Below are 22,989 nucleotides of genomic sequence, written 5' to 3'. Positions count from 1 at the left end.
TTCACCTACACCGAGGATTGAGCCTTGGTGTCGAGCGCGTTCCGCCAGCTAAGCTCTCGAGCGGCCTTAACACAGCACACCACGAACGTCAGCCAGCCAAATTCGATGAGTAAGGAACTCTCGGCAAAGGCGCTCACCACGAGAACGAGCAGCACTAGCGCAGGCCACGCGAAAACTACACTGCGTCGTCGAGATGCGAGCAGCCACGATCGCATAAAAGCGAGTCCGAGCAAACCAATAAAGATGAGAAAGCCGACAAGTCCCAGTTGGAACCACACGTCGAGATAGGCGTTGTGGGCGGACCCGGGAACTCGACCACCAAAGTTACCGAATGCGGTAAAAGGCGCAAGGTCGGCATTCCAAGGCCCGATCCAGCCCCAACCTTCGAGGCGATGGATTTCTCCCAGAGACCACAACTGTCGCCAAACCCCAAGCCGATAGTCTAAATCGCCGCTTGCGTCGAATGAAGCAACGATCGCGACCCGCGACAGCCAGCTAAGAACAGCTGCAGCGCCAACAAATCCGATCAAAACGAACTGCCAGTAGCGACGCCGTCCGGAGGGCACTCGCCGCAGAGCGTAGAGCGCTCCGCTGGCGACGAGAACGACCAAGGCAGTACCAAAGGCGAGCGGAGACTGCGAGAGCACCAATACAGCGCCAGCAAGCACGAGCGAACCAATCGCGTAGCCGCGTTGCAGCGATTTGGTGCGAAGCTCTGTGGCGAAGGTTATGAGTGCAATCACCGCGATTATTCCGAGCTGATTACGGGCACCAAAAATTCCTTGGATGGGGTCCGTCGTGCCGAGGTTGCCTGCGATCGAAAGTGCTCTCAGCGATGTGTCGAAGACAAGACCAGTCAGGATCTCTAATCCGATTGAGACAACCAAAACGAATCGCATGACGTCGCCAAAGGTGCGCACGATTTGAATCGTGTCGCGCACGAGGGCGATGTAAATCCCCAGAACGGTAAAAGTGAGCAGATAGCTCAGTGCGGCGAGGGACGCCCACTGATACTGGCTCCAAAAGATTGTGAGGCACGCCCAAAGGACGAACACGATCAATGAGATCGGTACTAGTGCGCGCCACCCAATGTTGCCCCATTGGGAGGCTAGTGACGCAGCGACAAGGATCACAAGGCTGATGAGGACGCCGAGCACGCCTGCTGTGCCAATCGTGTGACGAAGCGCAAAGCACAAAGAGCAACCGCGATGGTTGCGGTTGAGAGAACAGCGGAGACTCTGGCTGAGCCAAGCACTACAGCGGCTGTGTCAATTACAACGCGGTAGCGGGGAGGGGGCTGAATCATGGGGTGCGCACCATCCAGTCTGGTCTCTTAGTTTTGACGGCAAATATCACCAGCATTGCTAGGGCGTATTCGCCTATCAATCGACTTTCGGGAATGCTCTGCACGATTAGCGCCACCATGATCAGGATGGGTAACAGACTTAGCGCTGAATACGGATCAGTAATGCCAGGTGCAGTGCGGGGGCGGTCTACGGCAGCAAGCCATGAACGCACGAAAGTAGAAGCCACTAGCGCGCCAAACACGATGACACCGATAATCCCGAGTTGAAGCCATAAGTCGAGCCAGGTGTCATGCGCTTGAACCTGCACGACTCCGTTGCGAATTACCAAGCCCTTGAAGGGTTCAGTCCACGGCATCCAGACGCTGACCCAACCCCAGCCAAATACTGGTCGTTGTTCTGCAAGCCCGATCACCGTCTGCCAGATCTCGGCACGACCGGTGAGGTCGCTGCGCTTACCGAGTAGACCAAAGATCGTGTCGCGCAGAGCGAAAGCGCCGCCAGCGCCGCCGATAGCGAGCGCGATGAACCCGAGGGCACTCCAGCGGCGCGCACGCTCAGTGCGACGACTGCGAATAATGAGCAGCCCCACCGCGGTGAGGGCGACAGCCGCTAGCGCTACGGTCACCGTTGCCGAACGCGTCAAGAACAGGGTCGCAACCGAAAGCGCGATCCAGGTAATCGACCACCGCTTGCTGACGCTGCCCGTCGCCCATTGGATGGAGAATGCGATTAGCGCAAGAAGGGCCAGAAATCCGAGGTGGTTGGCGTTGCCGACTATGCCCTGAATGCGACCGTCGTCGAACGTTTCGAAGAGTTCATTGCGCGACCAAAAAAGCATTTTCGGGATGGTGTCGTAGCCGGGCAATGCAACCTCTGGCTGCGCGGTCCAGGGCAATATCGGACCGCGAACGATGGTTGCAATGATGAGTTCGAAGAGTAACGATGCGGCGATCAGGATCCGCAGAACACGGGCGAGGCCGACAAGTAGTTCCTGCCAGGTGAAACTAATTGCCAGCGTCAGTGCCCCCAGCACGGTGAGCCAGGTTCCGAGGAGCCCCAGTGCGCTGGCGGCAGGATACTGCGACCACGCCAACGACACTGTTGCCAATGCCATGAAGACAACGAAGGGGTAGGGCAGCCCCCCGATGCTCCAGCGGTCGCGTGACTGAACCAGGATCACAACACACGTTGCGGCGATAGCGATCGCGACGGCGCCGAAGGGGACCCAGCCAATAGAAAAACGCCAAGCGTCTCCACCAAAAAGAATCAGCAGCGAGAGAACAAGAAACCAGGCACGCGCCGTCGGGTGCTCAATCAGTCGCATTACGCAAGATTAGACGAATGCTGCCTTGCCTGTGATCGCGCGACCCACGATGAGCGTATTCATTTCTCGGGTTCCTTCATACGAGTAGATCGCCTCCGCGTCAGCGAAGTGGCGCATTACGCCATAGTCGAGCACGATTCCGTTGCCGCCGAGCACTTCGCGGCACCAAGCAACGGTTTCGCGCATGCGGCTTGCCGTGTATTCCTTGGCCAATGCGGCGTGCTCATCTTTCTGGATGCCCTCATCGAGCATTTCGGAAACTCGCGTGACCATCCCGATCGATGCGGTGATGTTGCCCAGGCTCTTGGCGAGGTGTTCCTGAACGAGCTGGTGGCTGCTGATCGTTTTGCCGAATTGCACGCGTTCGCCGGTGTATTTGACGGCGGCTTCGTAGGCGCCGATCGAGTTTCCGACTGCAGCCCACGCTACTTCGGCGCGAGTGAGACGCAACACGGCCGCGGTGTCGCGGAACGACGTGGATTTCTGCAGTCGGTTCGATTCCGGCACCACAACGTTCTCAAGCACAATGTCGGCATTCTGCACGATGCGCAGCGCTTGCTTATTCTCAATTCGAGTAGCGGAGTAGCCGGGGGTGCTGGTGGGAACGATGAAGCCCTTGACCTGGTTATCTGCCTCGTCGCGCGCCCAAATGATCGTGACGTCGCTGATGGAACCGTTACCGATCCAGCGCTTGGCACCGTTGATGATCCAATTGTCTCCGTCACGCTGTGCCACGGTCCGCAGCCCCTGGGCGGTGTCGGAGCCCGAGAGGGGCTCAGTGAGGCCGAAAGCACCGAGTAGCTCGCCTGACGCAAACTTGGGCAGCCACTCATCGCGCTGCTCTTGAGATCCGGCAACACCAATCGAGCCCATGACGAGGCCGTTCTGCATTCCGACGAGAGTTGCAGCGCTAGCGTCGACGCGAGCAAGCTCAAGGGCAACCCAGCCGCGGAACACGGCAGAGTTCGGAAACTGCTGAGTCTCGGCCCAAGGAAGCCCAAAGAGTCCGAGGTCGGCGAGTCCCTTGACAACAACATCACGATCAAAGAACTCCGCCTTTGCCCAGAGGTCGTTAGCGATCGGGCGCACCTCTCTGTCGAGAAAAGCGCGCAATTTCAGGATGGTGTCTTTTTCCTGATCGGTGAGGGCATTCTCGTAACCGTAGAAGTCGCTGCTGAGGGTCTCAAATGACATAATTTTCGCTCCATTGCTTGTCGAAATCACTGCGAGCCTAAAGCGTGAGTACCCGTCGCTTCTAGACGGTTGGTACTTTGGTCTAACGCTTCGAGAAGAGTGGACTGAATGTTTGTAGGCATCACTAATACCCCTCGCGATTACGCGTGGGGCTCCGCCGGGGAAATCTCCGCATTGCTGGGAATAGAACCAACAGGAAAGCCGGAGGCTGAACTTTGGTTGGGCGCCCACCAGGGCTGCCCCAGCGTGATCGTAAACCCGGTGCAGCCAGGAGGTGCGGGCGATCTCAACGAGTGGATCCAGCGCGATGGTGCGAAAATTCTGGGTCGCGGAGTCACCAGGCTGCCCTTTTTGCTCAAAGTTCTCGCGGCCGGTGCCCCACTCTCGCTCCAGGCGCATCCAACAACCGCGCAAGCTGTGGAGGGCTTCGCCCGGGAGAACGCGGCAGGCGTCCCTATAACGGCGTCAAACCGCAACTATAAAGATGAATCCGCTAAGCCAGAACTCATCGTCGCAGTGAGCGACACTTTTGAGGCGCTGTGCGGATTTCGTGCGATGGCCCAGACCAGAGCATCCATTGAACACCTTGCCGAGATGGATGCCGCGGGCAGCAACCCCCAGCCAGACCTCTTTTCCGAGTGGCTGACTTTGGCGCGGGATGACTCCGATATGCGCGCGATGTTCGAATGGCTGATCTCGGCCGCACCCCCAGTGCCGAACCTTGTGGATAGGGTCTCGGCGCTCGCCGAAACTGCCGGAGACGAGTTTGCCCTCGTGCGTAGCCTCGCGAGTCACTACCCCGGAGATTCGGGAGTGCTTATTGCTCTTATGCTCAACCACGTGACTCTTGCCAAAGGTGAGGCGCTGTTCTTGCCTGCTGGCAATATTCATGCATATCTAGGGGGACTTGGCATTGAATTGATGAGTTCTTCAGATAATGTCCTGCGCGGCGGGCTTACCCCCAAACACGTAGACGTTCCGGAACTGCTGAGGGTGCTCAATTTCTCCGCAAGTCAGGTGCCGTATCTGCGCCCCACGCGAGCCAATAGCGCCGTGCAAGTGCTCGCGCCCCCAATTCGCGATTTTCAACTTCTGACGGTTGACGGCGATTGCTCAATCGACATCTCTAGTGCTGCAATCGCGCTGTGCACTTTGGGCGACTTTGTGATCAGCGGTGCTAACGGTTCGACAGCGCTCAGCCGCGGCGAATCTGTTTTTGTTACTCCGGATGAAGGCATGCTGAAGATTCGGGGAGCCGGTCAGCTGTTTGTCGCGGCTACGCAATAGTGTTGGCGTTATGACCGCGCGAGGAAGCTTCGCAAAACGCATTCTCGGGTTTGCGGGGCTGCCGTTTCTGTCCCTGATCACGCCATTTTTGTTCTTGCCGATTTTGGCGAGGGTCGCCGGAGCTGATGCGTGGCTCGCGATCGCCGTTGGGCAGTCCAGTGGCGGTTTCTTCGCGCTTATTGTTGCTCTCGGTTTCAACACCGTAGGGCCCCCGTTGATCGCACTGGCTGAGCCGAGCATCCGCCCCAGACTGCTTGCTACGAGCGTGCAGGCTCGACTTCTCGTGTGGGTACCCAGCGCAGTGCTCGCGGGAGGAATCGCGGCTGCAGTTTCACCAAGCGCATATCGGGTGGATGCCGCAGTGATGGCTGTCGCGATGAGTCTGACCGGTTTGTCGAGCGCGTGGTTCATGATCGGTCTAGGGCGAGCCAGCCTCATTGCCATCTACGAGATTTCGCCACGAATTGTTGCGACGGTCATCGCGGCGGTAGTTGTATTAAATGCCGGTGATGTGCTCTGGTACCCGCTATTGCTCGTGGCGGCATCACTGCTCAGCGTGAGTCTGTTTTCTCTTCGTACAGCAGGCATCACGGAGCTGACGCGGAGTGACGGCGCTGCGGTTCGTGACGTATTTCGTGCAAACCGTTCGGCAGTGACCACGGAAGTCGCGGGAGGAGCGTACAACTCGTTGGCGGTCACCTTCGTTGGGGCAACAGCGGCAACTGCACAGGCCGCTGCTTACGTTTCGGGCGACAAGCTGTACCGCATCGGCCAGTACTCCGTGTCGGCGCTGGGCAACGCGCTTCAGGGGTGGGTGGTCGAGGCAGGTGACACAGAATTTGGTCAGCGGATTCGTCGTTCATTTATTGTGCATGCCACGCTTGGACTCGCTGGCCTTACAGCTTTCGCCGTTCTGGGGCCGTGGCTGTCAGGAGCGTTATTCGGCTCCGCTGTTGCTATCGACCGCCCCACCGCACTTGGTCTTGGAGTCGCGACTCTGGGCATCGCTCTCGGAACCTCGCTCGGCCGAATCACTCTCGTTGGCATGGGAGCGCGCCGCCAATTCATGATTAGTGTGCTTTTGGCTGCCGCAATTGGGGTGCCAGCCATCCTGACGCTGAGCACAGCGTATGGTGCTGCGGGTGGGGCGTGGGGGCTCGCGATTGGCGAAACGGTATCCGTGTGTACCCAGGCATTATTCGTCTGGCGCATCAGAGCAAAAACAGGAGCTTTTATCGTGGCGACCACTCGAACAAAAGACGCCCAGCCAGAGAAGTAGGTTTTCGCTGTTGACCGTGCAGTCCCGTGCTCTGCATCGCGCCCTAAGTTCCAGTAGCGTTGCATCCGCTGAAGTATCTATTCAGAAATTCGCCCCAGCCGGTCGCAAGCGAGTCAGCAAGCACGAAGGACAATTATGAAGCGCGCATTCATCACAGGAATTACGGGTCAAGACGGGCTCTACCTTGCAGAACTGCTGCTGTCGAAGGGCTACAAAGTCTACGGGCTCATTCGCGGCCAGAACAACCCGAAGCGCGAAATGCTTGAGAGAGTCATTCCTGACGTCGAAATATTGACAGGCGACCTCACCGACCTCTCGAGTTTGATGCGGGCGATGAGCGTCGCTAAGCCCGATGAGTTCTACAACCTCGGCGCGATCTCGTTCGTTGCCTATTCGTGGGAGAACGCGCATCTCACGAGTGAAGTTACCGGGATGGGGGTATTGAACGCCCTCGAGGCAGTGCGCCTTCACATGGACGCCACCGGCCAGCAAGTGCGTTTCTACCAAGCCTCGAGTTCGGAAATGTTTGGCAAGGTGCAGACGGTGCCGCAAGACGAAGACACCCTGCTGTGGCCACGCTCTCCCTATGGGGTTGCCAAGGTCTACGGGCACTACATGACCATTAATTACCGTGAGTCCTACGGTATGCATGCTTCGTCTGGTGTGTTGTTCAACCACGAGTCTCCGCGTCGTGGACCAGAATTCGTTACCCGTAAAGTTAGTCGCGCAGTCGCGCGTATTTCGCTCGGTTTGCAAGACAAGCTCACTCTGGGAAACCTGGATGCTCAGCGCGACTGGGGTTTCGCGGGCGACTATGTTGAGGCGATGTGGCTGATGCTGCAACAGGATGATGCTGACGATTACGTTATTTCGACGGGGGAGACCCAAAGCATCCGCGTGCTTCTTGATCATGCATTCGCCGCTGTCGGTATTGACGACTGGAGCAGCTACGTCGAGCTGGATGAGCGTTTCATGCGCCCAGCAGAAGTCGACCTATTGGTGGGCGACTCGACAAAAGCAAAGGAGCGACTTGGCTGGCAACCGAAGGTCAAATTTCCTGAGCTTATCGCGATGATGGTTGAGTCCGATCTGGCCGAGCAGAAAGAGCTTGCCGGTATCCAATGACCCGCGCGCTAATCACCGGAGTTACTGGCCAAGATGGGTCTTACTTGGCGGAGCTCTTGCTCGCCCAAGGCTACGAAGTTCACGGCGTCACGCGTGATGCCGATGAAGTCGTCACAGCTGGTGTTGTTCCGCACGAGCTTGACCTCGCTACTGGTAGCGCGATCGCAGAGCTCATTGCCGACATCGAACCAAATGAGATTTACAACCTTGCTGCACTGAGCTCTGTGTACCAGTCATGGCAAAATCCTGGCCTGACTGCCAGGCTCAATGGCGCCGTGGTCGCAGAGATGTTGGCTGCCGTAAAAGTGATCCATGATCGCGGTGCTGTCGACATCCGCTTCGTCCAGGCCTCCAGCGCCGAAATATTTGGTGCGCCCACAGAGTCGCCCCAGAACGAGCAGACGGTAATCCGGCCGACGAGCCCTTACGGGGCGGCTAAGGCTTACGCACACGGCCTCGTAGGCGCCTATCGCACTGCGGGAGTGGCGGCGTCGTCGGTGATCTTGTACAACCATGAGTCGCCCCGACGTCCGGAGACTTTCGTCACGCGCAAAATTACGGCGGCTGCCGCCCGCATTTCGGTAGGCAAGCAGGAGACGCTCGAACTCGGAAATATGGACGCGCAGCGCGATTGGGGTTGGGCGCCTGACTACGCCCACGCTCTCCTCAAGACAGCCCGGCATTCCGAGCCCGATGATTTTGTGATCGCCACAGGCATTTCGCATTCTGTTCGCGATTTCGTTGCCGCCGCTTTTACTCGAGCAGGTGTGGAGGACTGGTCCGAGCGCGTTCGCGTGTCAGATGGTTTGTTGCGTTCGGGGGATGCTGCCCTACAACTGGGGGATGCAAGCAAGGCTCACCGGATTCTAGATTGGTCACCAACGGTAAAGTTTGATGAAATTGTGGCGGCGATGGTCGATCATGATCTCGCTTTGCTGAGTTAAGCAAAGTCACGGCGCGCCATAACCCTTAAGTTCTGGTCGAGGCAATTATGATCTGCGACTTGACTCTGAGGAACTACACCGGTGTAATTATGTAACGCGATTTGATGCGAAGCATTGAAGGCGGAGGGGAGAGAGACCAGATGGACAACAGCGGATACCGCTCGGGAGTTCCTGACGACTGGTTTGTCGACCCCGTACGACTTGGGGTTCCTGGTGTGCGGCAACCGCTCGCCGATGAAGACGGCAATGCCCTCTCGTGGCAGACCGACTCGCTTTGCGCTCAAACGGACCCAGAAGCTTTCTTTCCAGAAAAGGGCGGCTCGACTCGGGACGCGAAGAAGATTTGTTCATCGTGTGAAGTGCGCAGCCAGTGCCTTGAATACGCTCTCGAAAACGATGAGCGATTCGGCATTTGGGGTGGGCTGTCCGAGCGGGAACGTCGCAAGCTGCGCAAGCGCGCAAGCTAGCCAGCGCCGACAGACGATTACTGACCTTTCGTTGAGGGCAACTCCCAGACTCGCTCGACCGCAGCGAGTCGAGTGCTCGTGAGTGCTCTCGGCGCTTAGTCTCAAACAAATGCAGCCGAGAGTTACAGCAGTCATTGTCGCCAGAAATGGCGCCAAATATCTGCCACGCACGCTAGCCGCGATTGCGGCACAACACCGTCGACCCGATTCGGTGATTGCGGTTGATGCGGATTCCAGTGATGAGTCGCTGTCGATCATGGTCGCGTCTGCCCCGGCCCAGATCGCCGACGCTCACGGTCGCCGAACGTTTGGCGGCGCAATTGCTCAAGCGCTGCAGACGGCAGCGCCGCAAGCGGCCGAAGATGAGTGGCTGTGGCTGCTCAGTTATGACAGCGCTCCCGATCAGAATGCGCTGAGCGCACTCCTGGGGGCTGTAGAGATTGCACCGTCAGTTGCTGTCGCTGGACCCAAACTCGTGCGGTGGGACGACCCGACAACCATCACAAATTTCGGGGAATCGCTGACGCCACTCGGCCGCTCGCTTGGCCTCGTCAACGACGAACTCGATCAAGCTCAACACGACGTGCAAACCGATGCTTTAGGTGTAGCGGGAGCAGGCATGCTGGTGCGGCGCCATGTATGGGCTGCGCTCGGCGGTTTTGATCCCAAGCTCCCATCGGTCGATGCGGCGCTAGATTTCTGTGTTCGGGCTCGACTGGCTGGTCACCGCGTTGTCGCTGTTGCCGATGCTCGCATTGCTAGCGCTGGCGGCCCAGAACTCTTTGGCAAAAAGTCCGTGTCTGCCGCGGCGCACAATCGTCTTCAACGTTTTGCGCAACTTCATCGGCGTTTAGTTTATGCACCCGGCTTTGCCGTTCCGTTGCACTGGCTCACTCTGCTGCCGCTAGCCATTCTTCGCTCTCTCGGACATTTGGTGGCCAAACGGCCAACGGCCGTAATCGGAGAGCTCGCTGCCGCTTTTGCGGCAATCTTTGACGGCGGGGTTGTTGCTGCTCGGCGTAATCTCCGACGTAACAAACGGGTTGGTTTTGGCGCGGTGAATCCGCTGAGGATCACGTGGTCGGAACTCCGCGAATTGCGCGCTCACGAACGCAGTGGTGATGCCCCGGATGCGGCGTTTGAAGTTGCACATCCCCGCTTGTTCGGTGACGGCGGTGCGTGGGTTGTGCTTCTCGCCGCTGTTGTCGGAGTGATTAGCTTTTCCCGATTTGTGGATGTTCGCGCGCTTACCGGGGGAGGGCTGCTGCCGCTGTCTGCGAGCGTCCCTGAGCTGTGGTCGCACGTCGGGTATGGCTGGAACGACCTAGCCCAACAAGTAGTAGCGGCAGACCCCTTCGCTGTAGTTCTTGCGGTGATGGGGTCGCTAACGTTCTGGAATCCGTCGTTCAGCATTGTCGTGCTGTATCTGGTTGCGCTCCCGTTGGCCGCACTTGCCGCCTGGCTCTGTGCGGCATCCATCTCTGAACGTCCCTGGGCTCCAATGCTTGCAGCAGCAGCGTGGACGCTAGCACCCAGTTTCTTGGTGTCGCTCGGTGAAGGGCAATTGGGTGCCGTTCTGGTGCACATCTTGCTGCCGTGGCTTGTGCTCGCAGTGTTGCGGGCGGCTCACAACTGGGCGATGTCCGCTATCGCGGCGTTGCTTTTTGCGACAATTGCGGCCTCGGCCCCGAGCATCGTGCCTGCACTGGTTATCGCGCTCGTTGCGTGGATCATCGCTCGCCCGAAATCGTCGCACCGTCTCCTGTGGATCGTGATTCCCGCAGCTGCGCTCTTCGCTCCGTTGGTCGTTCAGCAGGTGTCGCGAGGCGCGCTGTTGGCGATCTTTGCTGATCCGGGCCTGCCTGTTGCGCGGATAGCATCGAACGGTTGGCAGCTTGCTCTCGGGAGCGTAGTCCCGGGCTCCAACGGTTGGAGTTCGCTCTTGTCGGCGCTGGGGCTGAACGACCAGTACGGCCCGCTCTTGGTGGCTCTCTTGCTTTCTCCTTTCGCCGCGCTTGCCCTCATGAGTCTCTTCGTTCCGGGGAGTCGACGTGCGATTCCGTCGCTTTCCTTGGCGCTGCTCGGATTCGTTACGGCCGTAGCCGTCACCCATCTGTCAGTGAGTTCAGCCGGCGAGGCATCGGTAGTGCTTTGGGCCGGTGCCGCTCTTAGCTTGTATTGGCTCGGACTCTGTGGGGCAGTGGTTGTGGCTGTTGAGAGTCTGGAACGTCATTCTGCGTTGCCCGCGTTCCTCACGCTGATCGGCGTATTGGCGCTCGCTGTTGCCCCGCTATGGACTCTCGCCTCAGGTGCCGCCCCGGTCTCTGCCAGCAATGGTCGATTGTTGCCTGCCTTCGTCTCCGCAGAATCGACTCAGCGCGACGGGCTCGGCACGTTGCAGCTGACCGTTACGTCACCTTCCACCATGGCCGTGGATATCCATCGCGGTCGAGGTTCTGGGCTCGATGAGCAATCCACCTTTGCCGCCACCAGTACCGAGCTTTCTGCCGCGGAAAAACAAAGCGCTACCCTCGCCGGAAACATCGCATCACGAAGCGGTTTCGATATCGCTAGCGAACTCGACGATCTCCAAATTGCGTTCATTGTGCTAACGCCAGAATCCGATCCGGATGCCGCTTCAACGCGTCAGCGGATCATCGAGGCGCTTGATGGCAATAGCTTGCTAAACCCGATCGGTGATACTGCCCAGGGCAATCTTTGGCATTATTCGGAAGTGGCCGAATCGAGTACTACTGTCGGCGTGACCAACACAGACACACAGCTCGGCCGAGCGGTTCTTCTAGGACAGGCAATAATCTTGGGCCTCACTTTGCTGTTGGCGATCCCAACAACGCGACGCAGGCGACTGCGTGCGGCGAAGGCAGAAAGTGCCGTTACCGTGATTGAGGCGAGCGAATGACCGGCACAGACCCGACCCACGATGAGGCGGCGGCGCTTCCCGATGAGCCGACGGGCACGGAATTCGATGACGACGCTGACCTCACGGGTGCTGCAGAGCCAGTGTCCAGTACGCGCCGACCGGTATCCGCGAAAGCGGCCGCTCGAGTCGGCGCTCGAGTATTGGTTGGGGTTGTCGGAATAAGCACGGCCGCTGCTGTCATCCTCGGTGCGACGTTTCTGGATGTGCCGTTTGTGAACTCCGAGCCACCGAGCACGGTGGTTGTCCCGGTTCCCACCGCTCAACAACTGACCTGTCCTGGGCCGCTTCTTCGACTGTCAGATGAGTCCGGGGCCGAAGCATCGTCCGTCTTCACCCTCGGCGAAGCAAACACGCGTTTCTCGTCAACTTCTGGCGCCGTCGAACAATCCCGTATATCTGCTTCGGATGCCGAAGCTGTTGAGCCTTTGGCTGCGCCTCTCGTGCTTAGCGCTGCTCCCGACACGAAATCTCCTCAGACTCTCGTTCGGCTCAGCGGGGCGCAGTCTCAGTCTGTTGCGGTAGGCGACTACATCGGATTCACCTCCGCAGGGTGTCGCGCAGTCGGCGGCGATAGCTGGTTAGTCGGAGGCGCAACGACTACTGGTCGTACGACTCTCATTTCGCTCACAAACCCGACTGAAGTGGCATCAACGGTAACGCTCGACATCTTTGATGAGCGAGGTGCTGTTTCTGCGGCGGGAACAGCCGGAATCGTTGTTCCGCCCAATGGGCAGCGAGTGCTTTCTCTGGCAGGTTTTGCTCCCGGAGTTACGTCGCCGGTGGTTCATGTCACGAGCAGCGGCGGTCAGATTACTGCTGAATTGCAGCAGTCGATAGTTCGAGGTCTCGATGCTGGTGGGGTTGAGATTGTGGGAGCAACCGAGGCACCCTCGAAATCGGTGGTCATCCCGGGGATCGTTGTAACGAGTCTCGAAGGAGTGCAAGCACTGCGCGGCACCGGTACCGAAACCGATGACCTTATCGCAGCAGTGCGGGTGTTTGTTCCGGGTGAGCAGAGCGCCTCAATCTCGGCGACCTTGACGTCATCGGAGGCTGAGGCCGATCCGATCAGGTTCAGTCTCGACTTGAGCGCAGGTGTGGTCACCGATATTCCGATTGAAGAACTCACAACGGGCGCCTACTCATTGCAGATCGAGTCTGATGTTCCTGTCGTTGCCTCTGCGCGAACCACCTCTGCGCTTCTTGAGGGTGGCGTGGTCACGGCAACGGACTTCGCGTGGTTTACGGCGAGTCCGGTGCTTGAGGAAGACACCCAGTTCACCGTCGCCGCTGGGCTGACAGCGATGCTCAACATTGTGAACTCTGACAGCGATGCCATCGACGTGACTCTGACATCTACCGACGGCGACATTGAGGAATACACGATCAAACCGGATTCGGTACTGCGCGCGCCCGTAACCAACGGCACGAGCTACACGCTCGGACTGAGCGCCCCGGCGTTCGCGAGCATCACGCAGGCACAAAAGGGCTTTATCGCGGCGTATGCGATCGACCCGCAGACGCCGGGTTCTTCTCCGTTGACTGTGTTCCCTTAACCCGGATAGACCGCGCACCTCGCAAAGTCGGCGCTCCAACCGAAGGGTGCGTACTTAGAAGTGACGAAAGCGATTCGGCGCGAGTTCCCACGGTTCTTTACCGAGGTACTCGGCAACAGCGCGAAACACGCAACTCTCGATAAGCATTCGGCGGTGCAGTTCATCGTCGCGGTGCAGTCTCGCCATGCGCTCGATAGGGAGGCGAAACAGGATGATGCGGTGTTCGCTGGCGGAAACTTTCCAGCGGGCGACTTTGGTGCCTTCAGGGCTGCTCTCGGGCATTAGTCCGATTTCGAAGCGGGCTTTGGCGAGTTCCTCTGGCCACATTTCTTTCAGGAACTGGGCGGCGGAGGCAACCGTGAGTTCGAAATTGCCGTGGCGGCTGCGCAATAACGGCAAGTGCGGCCCGGTGACAGCGGCTCGGATTCCGCGACCGTGACGATCCCGCCAATTGCCGCGCACAGAGCGGGTCTGTGCTCGCTTCGATGATCTAGCCACGAGACCATTCTACGGGCCGCAGTTGCCCTGCTGTGGGTGCGCAGTCGTAGGCTAGGGCTCACCATGAATCAGCGCCCGTGCAGCAAGGTCGCCTGCAACTCCGAAGCAGAGGCCACTCTCACGTATGTCTATGCGGACTCAATGGCGGTGCTTGGGCCGCTGAGCTACAGCGCAGAGCCGCACAGCTACGATTTGTGTGCGCGCCACGCCGAACGTCTCTCGGCACCTCAGGGGTGGCAGGTTGTTCGGCATGTAGTTTTGGGGCATGAGCAAAGCTAAACCCATTGATCTCGCCCCCTTCATCAAGGCCTACGACGTTCGCGGCCTTGTCGGTTCTCAACTCACTGTCGAGGTCGTAGAGGCGCTCGGCGCCGCTTTTGTCGATGAAGTGGATGCAGCGGGCGAAGAAATCGTTGTCGGTCACGACATGCGTGATTCATCTCCGGGTTTCGCTGCAGCATTCTCGGACGGTGCACGCGCCCGCGGGGGAAACGTTGTCCTCATCGGGTTGTGCTCCACCGATGAGACATATTTCGCCTCCGGAAGTCTGGATGCCCCTGCCGCTATGTTCACCGCCAGCCACAACCCGGCGACCTACAACGGCATCAAGTTCAGCCGGGCCGGCGCTCAGGGCATTAGTTTCAAGACCGGCTTGAAGGCTATCCGCGATCGTGCGCAAACCTATCTCGAGGTGGGCATTGATCCTGTGGCTGTGCCTGGTTCGCAGCGCGAAATTGATGTGCTCGCCGATTATGCCGCCTATTTGCGTCAGCTTGTCGATCTCAGCGGCATCCGACCGATTCGTGTTGTTGTAGATGCCGGTAACGGCATGGGTGGATTGACTGTTCCTGCCGTGCTGTCGACTGCGGCCGGCCTTTCAGAACTGCCGATCGAGATTATCCCGCTGTATTTTGAGCTCGACGGAACTTTCCCTAATCACGAAGCAAACCCTCTTGACCCAGCCAATATTGTTGACCTTCAAAAAGCGGTGCTCGAACACGGTGCCGATGTTGGGCTCGCCTTCGATGGCGACGCGGATCGCTGTTTTGTCGTCGATGAGCGCGGAATTCCGATGAGTCCGAGTGCGGTTGCTGCGGTCGTAGCTCTTCGCGAGATTCAGCGATTGCGAATTACGCAGCCCGATGGCGACATCTTTGTCATCCATAACTTGATCACGTCGCGCATTGTGGCTGAAACGATCGAAGCCGCTGGTGCGATCCCGGTGCGCACAAACGTTGGCCATTCGCTCATCAAAGATCAGATGGCGGCGACCGGGGCGATTTTTGGCGGCGAGCACTCGGCGCACTACTACTTCCGCGATTTTTGGGGTGCGGATAACGGGATGCTTGCGGCGATGCATTTGCTCGCCGAATTCGGTTCGCAGCCCGAACTCCTGTCGGTGCTCTCTGATCGCTTTTCGCCCTACGCCAGTAGTGGAGAAATCAACTCCGTCGTTGAGGATGTGGCGGCGGCAACAGCTCGGATCCGGGAGTCATTCGCGGAAGAGGCTGAGTTCGATGAGCTCGACGGTCTGACCGTCACCGGAATCACGGCCGATGACGCCTCGTTTTGGTGGTTCAACGTTCGCCCATCGAATACGGAGCCGCTGTTGCGGTTGAACGCTGAGGCAGGGTCGGCCGAACAGCTTGAGAAGATTCGCGACCGGGTGCTTGCGCTAATCCGGGCTTAACCGCGGTCAGTCGGAAAACCACGCGGGACGCTTGTCAATGCGGGCTGGAGCGCCTCAAGTCGTCGCTGTTCACCAGTGAGCGCTACCGTTTCGCGGTCGCGCCGCACGGCACTCACCGCCGAGAGAAAGATCTCGGGCTCGACATCGGGAAGCGGTGAAACGTACGTTGCGGCCTCGTTCGCCAAATTGGCCGCGTGCTGGCGACGGGTTGTAGCGGTGTAGCCGTTTGCGGCAACTAAAAAGTGAGAGATGCGTCGGGCTAGAGCATCCGGCATTTTGGCAACATCGGCGGTTCTGGCCCATTCGATAAGTTGGCCGGGGAGTTGCACGACAGGGTTTGCGAGCTTGTTTACCCGTTCGTATTGGCTATAGGTGCCAGCGAGAAGGTCCCCGAGACGTTGCGCGCGGGTGTTGAGCAGTCCGACGACGGCGGCGAGGCCACCAGCAGTCATGAAGATTTCCAGCACGCCAAGAAGCGCGCGGATGAACGCGTGGCGAAAACCGATCGAGCCACCATCGTTGCGAACGATTCGCGCGCCCACCGCTAATTTGCCGAGCGACTTGCCATGGCTAAAAGTTTCTACCGCGGTTGGGAGCACGACAAGACAGAGAACGAGTGCACTGACACTGAGAGCTTGGCCCAGAGCAGAATCGAGGCCGGCACCGGTGGTGAACTGGTTCACGAGGATGAGGAGCCCGACAAGGGCTGCCACATATGCGAGAAAGTCAATAATCGATCCCGCTGCTCGCAACACAAAACTCGCCGAACGGAGTTCCAGAGCTACCGCTTCACCGGTGATCAGCTCATCAGATTGGTCCTCATAGGTAAGAGTGTTGCTCATTTGTGTCCCGGGCATGACATCATTTAAGCAGATGGATCTCGACTCGTACTCAGCCGCGCACCGCGAAGACTGGGATCGCCTTGCCCAATTGGGGACGCAGCACCGACTTTCCGGTGTTGAAGTCGATGAACTGATCGACCTTTACCAGTCTGGCGCGACAAATCTTTCGATGATGAAGACCAGTTCTGGCCAATCAGTTCAGGCAGATCGTTTGTCGCTAACACTCAGCCGCGCACGTTTGAGGTTCACGGGTGCTTCGGTCAATTTCTTAAGCCAGTTGCCTCAATTCTTTGTTGTTCAGCTTCCGGCAGCGCTCTATCGTGTGCGTTGGATGTCGCTCGTGTTAACCGCCGCGACGTTCTTTGTCGGCTTCCTGTTCGCATGGTGGGCGATCTCTAACCCCCAAGTCCTTGCCAGCTTCGGCACCCCCGCTGAGCGCGAAGCGCTAGCCAGCGACGATTTCGTTGGCTACTACTCAGAATTCTCCGGTGGGTCGTTCACAAGTCTCGTCTGGACCAATAACGCATGGCTTGCCACACAGTGCATCGCGTTCGGAATCGTCGGGGTCTTCGTGCCCTATCTGCTGTTCAACACAGCACAACAACTCGGATTCACCGCCGCAATCATGAACGAATTTGATCGCCTCGACGTGTTCTTTCTCTACATCGCCCCGCACGGCCAACTTGAGCTTTACGCCGTGTTCGTGGCCGGTGCGACAGGAATGATGATCTTCTGGTCGTGGATCGCCCCCGGAAACAAAAGTCGTGCGCAATCCCTCGCCCAAGCCGGACGAGCGCTGTTCACCATCGTCATTGGGCTTATTCTTGCGCTGCTCGTTTCGGGAATCATCGAGGGTTATGTCACGCGCCAAGACTGGCCTTGGCCGATCAAGATCGGTATCGGCACGATAGCGCTCGCAAGCTTCTTGGCCTATCAGTGGATTCTTGGCGGGCGAAGCGCTCGCGCAGGCAATACCGGTGACCTCAGCGAGTTCGATGCGGGCGCCACTCACATTGTTGCCAACTAGCCGCTGACGGCACTGTCACACACGGCAACAACTGCGCTAGCAGCCGCTCTAGAGCTTGCCTGCAGCCTTCAACGCAATGTAGTGATCAGCCAGGGCGAGAGGCAGCTCAGAGGGGCGTTGCGAGACAACAGAGGCTCCGAGCTGGTTGATCGCGGTGGCTACACGTGACTGATCAAGAAGAGCGCGTTCGGCGGCCCCAGCCTGATACACGGCGTCACGGGTAGAACGGTCGCGAGTGGCATCCAGAATCGACGGATCGGTGACCGAGGCCACCACGACCGTATGCTTCGTCGTCAGCTGGGGAAGCACGGCAAGCAGGCCGTGGCTGGCACCGGGAGACTCGGCAGAGGTCGCAAGCACAACAAGCGCTCGTTGCGATGTGGCTTGACGCACGAGGCTGGGTACCGCGCTCCAGTCCATTTCGATAAGTTCTGGCTGCACCGGTGCCATTCCGTTGACCATCTTAGAGAGAAGGTCGGGACCGCGGGCACCCTGAACGCGGGCACGAACTCGGCGATCGTAGATGATGAAATCCACGTGGTCACCGGCGCTGGAGGCGAGGGCCGCAAGCAACAGTGCGGCTTCGAACGCGGTGTCGATGCGAGGCTCGTCCTCGATGCGAGCAGCCGAAGTTCGTCCGCTGTCGACAACGATCACTACGCGACGATCGCGTTCGGGGCGCCACGTTCGAACAACAAGCTCCGAGCGTCGCGCGGTGGCTCGCCAATCGATAGAGCGTACGTCATCGCCACGAACGTAATCCCGAAGACTGTCGAATTCGGTGCCTTGACCGCGGATCATGACGCTCGTAGCGCCATCGAGTTCACGCAATCTCGCCAAGCGAGAGGGAAGATGTTTGCGAGAGTTGAACGGCGGCAACACCGTGAAAGACCCTGAAACCGCCACTGTCGTTTGGCGTGCGATAAGTCGCAAAGGCCCATAGGACCGCACGGTGACGTGGGCCGCTTCGCGGGTGCCTCGTCGCAGTGGTGTGAGCACCGTCACCAGTTCACGGCGTTCGTGTGCCGGCACCGACAAGCGCACCCGATTGGTGTGTGCACCGGCCGAGGGCTGCCAGCCGTCGCGCACGATGGCGCGCAGCCGACGTCGTGACGGGTTAGTGATGAGCAGCTGAGCGCTGGTGGTCTCGCCAAGCCGCAAACGGTCGGGCGAGTTGCGCTCAAATCGCAATCGGCGCACCGATACTGCGAACGCCATATCGATAAGCCCCAGCGCGATCACGAAAATCAGCCACAGCAGCAGCACAATGGGCTCGCCCGTGATGACGATCGGAACAATACCGAGCGCCACGAGGGCCACGAACCATCCGGAAAGTGCCATTGTTAGATCGGTACCTGCACTTGCTGCACGATCGAACGCAAGATGACATCAGGGGAGACACCTTCGAGTTCAGCTTCGGGGCGAAGCTGAAGACGGTGGCGAAGGACCGGCAAAACCATGCTCTGGATGTGGTCTGGGGTGATGGCGTCAGCGCCCGTCAGCCAGGCCCACGCTTTAGCGGCAGAGACCAGTGCGATTGCGCCTCGCGGGCTAACTCCGAGCTTCACCGAAGGGCTCTGGCGTGTGGCGCGCGCAAGGTCGACCGCGTAGGCGATCACATCGGGGCTAGCATCCACTTTCGCGACAGCGTCCTGGGCGGCAGCAAGCATCGAAGCGTCGAGCACTGGCGTAACACCCGCTGCCGCGAGATCGCGGGGATTGAACCCGGCCGCGTGGCGCGTGAGTACTTCGATTTCGGTGTCACGTTCCGGGAGATCGAGAACGAGCTTAAGAAGAAAGCGGTCGAGCTGAGCTTCGGGAAGCGTGTAGGTGCCTTCGTATTCGATGGGGTTCATCGTCGCGGCCACCATGAACGGCACCGGAAGTTTCAGCGTCTGACCATCGACCGAAACTTGGCGTTCCTCCATCGCCTCGAGCAACGACGATTGGGTTTTCGGCGGTGTGCGGTTGATCTCATCCGCGAGCAAGATGTTGGTGAAGACGGGCCCCTTGCGAAACTCAAATTCGCCAGACTTAGAGTCATAAACGAGGGATCCGGTGACATCACCGGGCATCAGGTCAGGAGTGAACTGCACTCGTTTGGTATCGAGTTTCAGCGCACGGCTCAGCGTACGCACCAGCAGCGTTTTCGCGACACCGGGTACGCCCTCGAGAAGCACATGCCCTCCGGTGAGCAACGCAATTGTGAGCCCGGTGACCGCAGCGTCTTGGCCGACAACGGCCTTGCCGACTTCGGTGCGGAGTTGAGTGAATGCGTGCCGCAGTTGCTCGTCAGTCATATCTCGATTCTTCTCTATTTCTGGCTCGGTGGTGCTGAGGGTTCGGTGGTACTGAGTGCTTAGATGGGGCGGATGGCTAGCTCGACACGCTGTTCGAGCGCGAGCAGTTCATCCGAAAGTTCCAGTAGTTCGTTGTCGTTCGTCGGGCTCACGTCGACAAGCAGTGTGCGAAGAGACGCGACGGGCTGACCTATCAATGGAGCAATTCGGTTGATGACATCATCGACCGACGCCGTCTTCGCCATTCCGCAGAGTGTGGCGAGGCGCCGGATCGATCCGATTCGCAGAGCATCGAGAGTGTGGAGCCGCGCTGCTGTTCTCTCATAAAGTCGAGCGCGGCCCTGCATCGTTTCGTTAGAGCGCACGGTCACCGGCAGCTTTTCGATGACGAGCGGTCCGAACCGACGCCCTTGCCACAGCGCGGCGGTCAGCAGGGTGAGAATGATGAGCCAAGTGGCCGGCGTTACCCAGCCGGGGGCAAGCTCATCAAAGGTCTTCACTTCACCGCTGCCTTCGACATCCGCGAAGCTGGGGGTGTACCAAACCAGTGTGTCGTGTTGCCCGAGCATACGAAGTGCGAAGGCTGCGTTGTCTGCGGCGACAATATCGCGATTGGTTAGTGCATCCGTCGCACCGAGCAGCAGCAGTTCAGCGTCGCCGTGGTCAAGAGTGACGAGTCCGAATCCCGCATCATCACTTCCGTAGCAACCGATAGCGTCATCATCATCTTCGATAATCCGAAGGCTTGATGGGCCTGCAGTGATCTGGGGCGCGTTGGAGGTGAGAGATGCCGAGCAGTCGGCGGCTATGGTTCCGTCTTGTGCTCCAGCGTTTGCGATCTCGGGGGCCAACGCCAGCAGGGCTGCGACGTCGGGCTCGGCGAGAATAACGGTGCGGGCGAGCCCGGCTGCGTCGACGCTCTGTGCCTCGGTGAGGTAGCCGTCAAAGTCAGAGTAGAAGAGGGTGCTATCACCCGAATTCGAGAGCGCATCGCGAGTGTCGCTGAGACTAGTTGTCACGATTACGTCGACGCCTTGCTGCCGCAGCACCTCGGCGAGGGCGAGGGCTCCTGATTCACGCGGGCTCGTGGGGTCGAGACGTGGCCCTTCGGCGGCCGTCCCTACGAGGTTAAGGCTGGCAATGGCTACTCCGAGCAGGAAGAGTGCGGCGATGATCCAGAACAGTGCACGAGTTAGTGTGGCCCGGATGCTCGGGGTGATGACTGTCGGTTCGCTCACAGTGCGGCCTCGGCTAAATTCGGCTTGGCAGCTCGTACGCGTGCCTCGAGGGCGCGAAGCTGTTCGTATTGGGCGCGCGTTGCTGACTTGCGGCCATAGCGGATGAGATCGAAGGTGTCGGCGCTGATGGCGAGTTCGGTGCCGCATTCGGGGAGCACTGCTGCGGCACGTACCGCGAAGCCATGTGCGGTGGTGCCCGGCGTCATCGTCACAAGGGTGCGTTCGGAGAGACCCCGGGCGATTGAGCGGAACATATCAGCGACAGCGCTGGAAAAGTCGTCTTTTGCTGCGGCCTTTTCGGCAGCTTCTCGTAGTTGGGCTGATGTTCGGTGGTCGGCTTCGCCGAAGAGCAGCGTTTCGTGGCGGCTCTTGCGATTGAGTCGAGGAATCCCGTAGATGAGGATCGCGGCGATGATGCCGGTGATCACTAAGGCAATGAGCACGACAAAGGCGATGGGCGGGATTCCCGAGCCATCGCCGATGGTCAATGATTCGAGCCAATCGAGAAAAGACTTTGAGATGCGGTCAAAAAGCGTCGGTTTGGCCGCCTGGTACGGAGCTTTCGAAAGCTCATTGACTAGCCACTCTGTCGCTTGATCTGAGTCCGGGTCGACGGGCACCGCGCGAGCTAGCCAGCCAGAAATCATGGCGGGCGCGGTAAACGTCAACGTCGATAAAGTCATGAAGCTGCGTACGGGGCGGGCTCGCTAGCGCGTGCTGCTTTGCTGTCTACGGTGACGTAGGGATCTGGCACTGAATCGTCGCCGGTGCTGCGAGCCTCAACGAACCGACTGAGGTCGAGGTCGAAGCCCTCTTTGCGCATCCGCAAATCGATGTACAGCAGTGCAGGGGCGGCCGATTGAATAATGATCGTGATCGCACCGATGGCCACAGACAAGATCATGGTGACGATGTAGAGCCCGACAAACGTGGCGGTTCCAGCGGCCTCGTTGCCGGTGGGATTGAGCAACACCGCCCCAAAACTGCCCAGGATGCTCAAGGGCGCGGTGACAACACTCGACACGACCTGCACGATCACGATGATGAGCGCCAAGATACCGAAGGTGCGCCAGAAGCTTCCCGAAACCAGCGACCAGGAGCGTCGGATGGCGCGCCCTAACGGCAGTCGTTCGATCATGAGCGCACTCGGTACGAGCGCGAGTGAGGTGCCAAGCCAGGCCATCAACGCGATGCCAATGACGATTCCTGCCAACACAGAAAGTACGCCGAACACGGTGCCTGCGGTGCCGCCAATGGCGAAGAAGAGTGCGGCTACTAGAGCAAACACGACGATCCCGAAGAAGGTCGCTACAGCGACGAGTGCCGACCATCCGATTAACGCCCACAGGCGACCCTTGGCAGCGGCCCATAGTCCGCTTAACCGCAATTTTTCGCCAACGGCGCCTCGCGCAACCTCAATCGACACGATTCCTTGAAGTATTGAGCCGCCAACCAACGAGAGAGAAACGGCGAAAAGTGCCGCGAGGATGACTCCGACTGTCGCACCGGCTTCGATGATGTCGGCATCGACACCGGTGGCGCTGAAAGTTCTATCGACCCCGAGGAAAGTGACGATGCCGACCAAAATGAGGGAGGCAACGGTAACGACGCCCATGATGATCAGGGAGAGCCCAAAGATAGGGCGCGGATTGCGGCGCAACACCATGAGGGAAGCCGACAGTATCGTGCCGAGAGTCATGGGGCGCAACGGAATAAGGCCAGGTTTCGGCGGCGGGGTCCATGACGGCGCTGGCGTGCCGTACTGCGCAGGAATCTGGGGTAACACGGGCGGCGCGTAGGGCCCAGATTCGCCACTGTTCCCGCTGCTATCTGGCGATTGCCACGGATTGCTATTGCTCACGTCTCACCTTTGATTAACCAACTGTGCCAATTGAATCGCACTCATGCTTTCACACTCGACTACTCTTATGCGAAAGCTTCTCACTCTGTTAGCCCGAGAGCTAGAAAGT

Annotated in this window: 20 protein-coding genes; 10 read left to right on the top strand and 10 right to left on the bottom strand. The window is 59.0% G+C overall.

The genetic code is table 11. The annotated features are described in order from the left end of the window. Positions 1-5: 5 nt before the first annotated feature. The 3 genes from ON14_RS04495 to ON14_RS04485 form a co-directional block, all read right to left on the bottom strand. The gene (locus tag ON14_RS04495; protein WP_010203457.1) at positions 6-1,157 is read right to left on the bottom strand and encodes an O-antigen ligase family protein; all 1,152 of its coding nucleotides are present in this window, start codon (positions 1,155-1,157) and stop codon (positions 6-8) included. A gap of 145 nt (positions 1,158-1,302) precedes the next feature. After that, complete coding sequence (locus ON14_RS04490) at positions 1,303-2,631, bottom strand: O-antigen ligase family protein (RefSeq protein WP_010203456.1); 1,329 nt, start codon at positions 2,629-2,631, stop codon at positions 1,303-1,305. A 9-nt stretch (positions 2,632-2,640) separates the two neighbouring features. Then, positions 2,641-3,825 (bottom strand): acyl-CoA dehydrogenase family protein, encoded by a 1,185-nt coding sequence (locus tag ON14_RS04485; RefSeq protein ID WP_010203455.1) that lies wholly within the window; start codon positions 3,823-3,825, stop codon positions 2,641-2,643. A 108-nt stretch (positions 3,826-3,933) separates the two neighbouring features. On the opposite strand from ON14_RS04485, the gene manA reads away from it, so the two are divergent. From manA to ON14_RS04450, 7 genes are all read left to right on the top strand, one after another. Then, positions 3,934-5,112 (top strand): mannose-6-phosphate isomerase, class I, encoded by a 1,179-nt coding sequence (gene manA, locus ON14_RS04480; RefSeq protein WP_010203454.1) that lies wholly within the window; start codon positions 3,934-3,936, stop codon positions 5,110-5,112. A gap of 10 nt (positions 5,113-5,122) precedes the next feature. Beyond that, complete coding sequence (locus ON14_RS04475) at positions 5,123-6,391, top strand: lipopolysaccharide biosynthesis protein (RefSeq protein WP_010203453.1); 1,269 nt, start codon at positions 5,123-5,125, stop codon at positions 6,389-6,391. A gap of 135 nt (positions 6,392-6,526) precedes the next feature. After that, the gene (locus ON14_RS04470) at positions 6,527-7,516 is read left to right on the top strand and encodes a GDP-mannose 4,6-dehydratase (RefSeq protein ID WP_010203450.1); all 990 of its coding nucleotides are present in this window, start codon (positions 6,527-6,529) and stop codon (positions 7,514-7,516) included. Beyond that, positions 7,513-8,460: a GDP-mannose 4,6-dehydratase gene (locus ON14_RS04465; RefSeq protein ID WP_010203448.1), complete on the top strand. Its 948-nt coding sequence runs from the start codon at positions 7,513-7,515 to the stop codon at positions 8,458-8,460. The genes ON14_RS04470 and ON14_RS04465 overlap by 4 nt, the downstream gene beginning before the upstream one ends. 140 nt (positions 8,461-8,600) lie before the next feature. Next, the gene (locus ON14_RS04460; protein ID WP_010203447.1) at positions 8,601-8,927 is read left to right on the top strand and encodes a WhiB family transcriptional regulator; all 327 of its coding nucleotides are present in this window, start codon (positions 8,601-8,603) and stop codon (positions 8,925-8,927) included. 109 nt (positions 8,928-9,036) lie between these two features. Next, a complete protein-coding gene (locus ON14_RS04455; protein ID WP_202800908.1) occupies positions 9,037-11,847 on the top strand; it encodes a glycosyltransferase in 2,811 nt (936 codons plus the stop codon). Next, the gene (locus ON14_RS04450; RefSeq protein ID WP_010203445.1) at positions 11,844-13,424 is read left to right on the top strand and encodes a DUF5719 family protein; all 1,581 of its coding nucleotides are present in this window, start codon (positions 11,844-11,846) and stop codon (positions 13,422-13,424) included. The genes ON14_RS04455 and ON14_RS04450 overlap by 4 nt, the downstream gene beginning before the upstream one ends. Positions 13,425-13,478: 54 nt before the next feature. Here ON14_RS04450 and ON14_RS04445 read toward each other — a convergent pair whose 3' ends face one another. Beyond that, on the bottom strand, positions 13,479-13,922 hold the full coding sequence (locus tag ON14_RS04445; RefSeq protein ID WP_010203444.1) for a metallopeptidase family protein: 444 nt from the start codon (positions 13,920-13,922) through the stop codon (positions 13,479-13,481). Positions 13,923-13,985: 63 nt separating this feature from the next. Here ON14_RS04445 and ON14_RS15405 point away from each other — a divergent pair, with 63 nt between their 5' ends. Beyond that, a complete protein-coding gene (locus tag ON14_RS15405; protein ID WP_010203443.1) occupies positions 13,986-14,201 on the top strand; it encodes a DUF3499 family protein in 216 nt (71 codons plus the stop codon). Beyond that, complete coding sequence (locus tag ON14_RS04440) at positions 14,188-15,612, top strand: phosphomannomutase/phosphoglucomutase (RefSeq protein ID WP_010203439.1); 1,425 nt, start codon at positions 14,188-14,190, stop codon at positions 15,610-15,612. Before ON14_RS15405 ends, ON14_RS04440 begins: the two co-directional genes overlap by 14 nt. Here the strand turns inward: ON14_RS04440 and ON14_RS04435 are convergent. Then, entirely contained in the window at positions 15,609-16,454 is an 846-nt protein-coding gene (locus tag ON14_RS04435) for an RDD family protein (RefSeq protein ID WP_010203438.1), read from the bottom strand. The genes ON14_RS04440 and ON14_RS04435 overlap by 4 nt on opposite strands. A gap of 31 nt (positions 16,455-16,485) precedes the next feature. Here ON14_RS04435 and ON14_RS04430 point away from each other — a divergent pair, with 31 nt between their 5' ends. Next, positions 16,486-17,481 (top strand): stage II sporulation protein M, encoded by a 996-nt coding sequence (locus tag ON14_RS04430; RefSeq protein ID WP_010203437.1) that lies wholly within the window; start codon positions 16,486-16,488, stop codon positions 17,479-17,481. A gap of 48 nt (positions 17,482-17,529) precedes the next feature. On the opposite strand, the gene ON14_RS04425 is transcribed toward ON14_RS04430, so the two are convergent. Genes ON14_RS04425 through ON14_RS04405 form a run of 5 tightly spaced genes read right to left on the bottom strand, consistent with a single transcriptional unit; the run spans position 17,530 to position 22,880 of the window. Next, positions 17,530-18,822: a DUF58 domain-containing protein gene (locus ON14_RS04425; protein ID WP_010203436.1), complete on the bottom strand. Its 1,293-nt coding sequence runs from the start codon at positions 18,820-18,822 to the stop codon at positions 17,530-17,532. Between the two features lie 2 nt (positions 18,823-18,824). Further along, positions 18,825-19,781: an AAA family ATPase gene (locus tag ON14_RS04420; protein ID WP_010203435.1), complete on the bottom strand. Its 957-nt coding sequence runs from the start codon at positions 19,779-19,781 to the stop codon at positions 18,825-18,827. A gap of 59 nt (positions 19,782-19,840) precedes the next feature. Then, positions 19,841-21,019 carry a DUF4350 domain-containing protein gene (locus ON14_RS04415; RefSeq protein WP_010203434.1) on the bottom strand — a complete coding sequence of 393 codons (1,179 nt, stop codon included), beginning with the start codon at positions 21,017-21,019 and terminating at the stop codon, positions 19,841-19,843. Continuing rightward, positions 21,016-21,702: a DUF4129 domain-containing protein gene (locus tag ON14_RS04410; RefSeq protein WP_010203433.1), complete on the bottom strand. Its 687-nt coding sequence runs from the start codon at positions 21,700-21,702 to the stop codon at positions 21,016-21,018. The genes ON14_RS04415 and ON14_RS04410 overlap by 4 nt, the downstream gene beginning before the upstream one ends. Then, entirely contained in the window at positions 21,699-22,880 is a 1,182-nt protein-coding gene (locus ON14_RS04405; RefSeq protein ID WP_202800907.1) for a glycerophosphoryl diester phosphodiesterase membrane domain-containing protein, read from the bottom strand. Before ON14_RS04405 ends, ON14_RS04410 begins: the two co-directional genes overlap by 4 nt. Between the last annotated feature and the right edge of the window lie 109 nt (positions 22,881-22,989).

It is taken from the genome of Salinibacterium sp. PAMC 21357 (assembly GCF_000247645.1).
GTDB lineage: Bacteria > Actinomycetota > Actinomycetes > Actinomycetales > Microbacteriaceae > Rhodoglobus.
The sequence above is the reverse complement of the archived record's forward strand: the minus strand, read 5'-3'. Positions and strand labels throughout refer to the sequence as shown.

Excerpts from the sequence above, each read along its gene's own strand:
- ON14_RS04490 (WP_010203456.1), bottom strand. The coding sequence starts at position 2,631 with ATGCGACTGATTGAGCACCCGACGGCGCGTGCCTGGTTTCTTGTTCTC.
- ON14_RS04485 (WP_010203455.1), bottom strand. The coding sequence starts at position 3,825 with ATGTCATTTGAGACCCTCAGCAGCGACTTCTACGGTTACGAGAATGCC.
- manA (WP_010203454.1), top strand. The coding sequence starts at position 3,934 with ATGTTTGTAGGCATCACTAATACCCCTCGCGATTACGCGTGGGGCTCC.
- ON14_RS04475 (WP_010203453.1), top strand. The coding sequence starts at position 5,123 with ATGACCGCGCGAGGAAGCTTCGCAAAACGCATTCTCGGGTTTGCGGGG.
- ON14_RS04470 (WP_010203450.1), top strand. The coding sequence starts at position 6,527 with ATGAAGCGCGCATTCATCACAGGAATTACGGGTCAAGACGGGCTCTAC.
- ON14_RS04465 (WP_010203448.1), top strand. The coding sequence starts at position 7,513 with ATGACCCGCGCGCTAATCACCGGAGTTACTGGCCAAGATGGGTCTTAC.
- ON14_RS04460 (WP_010203447.1), top strand. The coding sequence starts at position 8,601 with ATGGACAACAGCGGATACCGCTCGGGAGTTCCTGACGACTGGTTTGTC.
- ON14_RS04455 (WP_202800908.1), top strand. The coding sequence starts at position 9,037 with ATGCAGCCGAGAGTTACAGCAGTCATTGTCGCCAGAAATGGCGCCAAA.
- ON14_RS04450 (WP_010203445.1), top strand. The coding sequence starts at position 11,844 with ATGACCGGCACAGACCCGACCCACGATGAGGCGGCGGCGCTTCCCGAT.
- ON14_RS15405 (WP_010203443.1), top strand. The coding sequence starts at position 13,986 with ATGAATCAGCGCCCGTGCAGCAAGGTCGCCTGCAACTCCGAAGCAGAG.
- ON14_RS04440 (WP_010203439.1), top strand. The coding sequence starts at position 14,188 with ATGAGCAAAGCTAAACCCATTGATCTCGCCCCCTTCATCAAGGCCTAC.
- ON14_RS04435 (WP_010203438.1), bottom strand. The coding sequence starts at position 16,454 with ATGAGCAACACTCTTACCTATGAGGACCAATCTGATGAGCTGATCACC.
- ON14_RS04430 (WP_010203437.1), top strand. The coding sequence starts at position 16,486 with ATGGATCTCGACTCGTACTCAGCCGCGCACCGCGAAGACTGGGATCGC.
- ON14_RS04425 (WP_010203436.1), bottom strand. The coding sequence starts at position 18,822 with ATGGCACTTTCCGGATGGTTCGTGGCCCTCGTGGCGCTCGGTATTGTT.
- ON14_RS04420 (WP_010203435.1), bottom strand. The coding sequence starts at position 19,781 with ATGACTGACGAGCAACTGCGGCACGCATTCACTCAACTCCGCACCGAA.
- ON14_RS04410 (WP_010203433.1), bottom strand. The coding sequence starts at position 21,702 with ATGACTTTATCGACGTTGACGTTTACCGCGCCCGCCATGATTTCTGGC.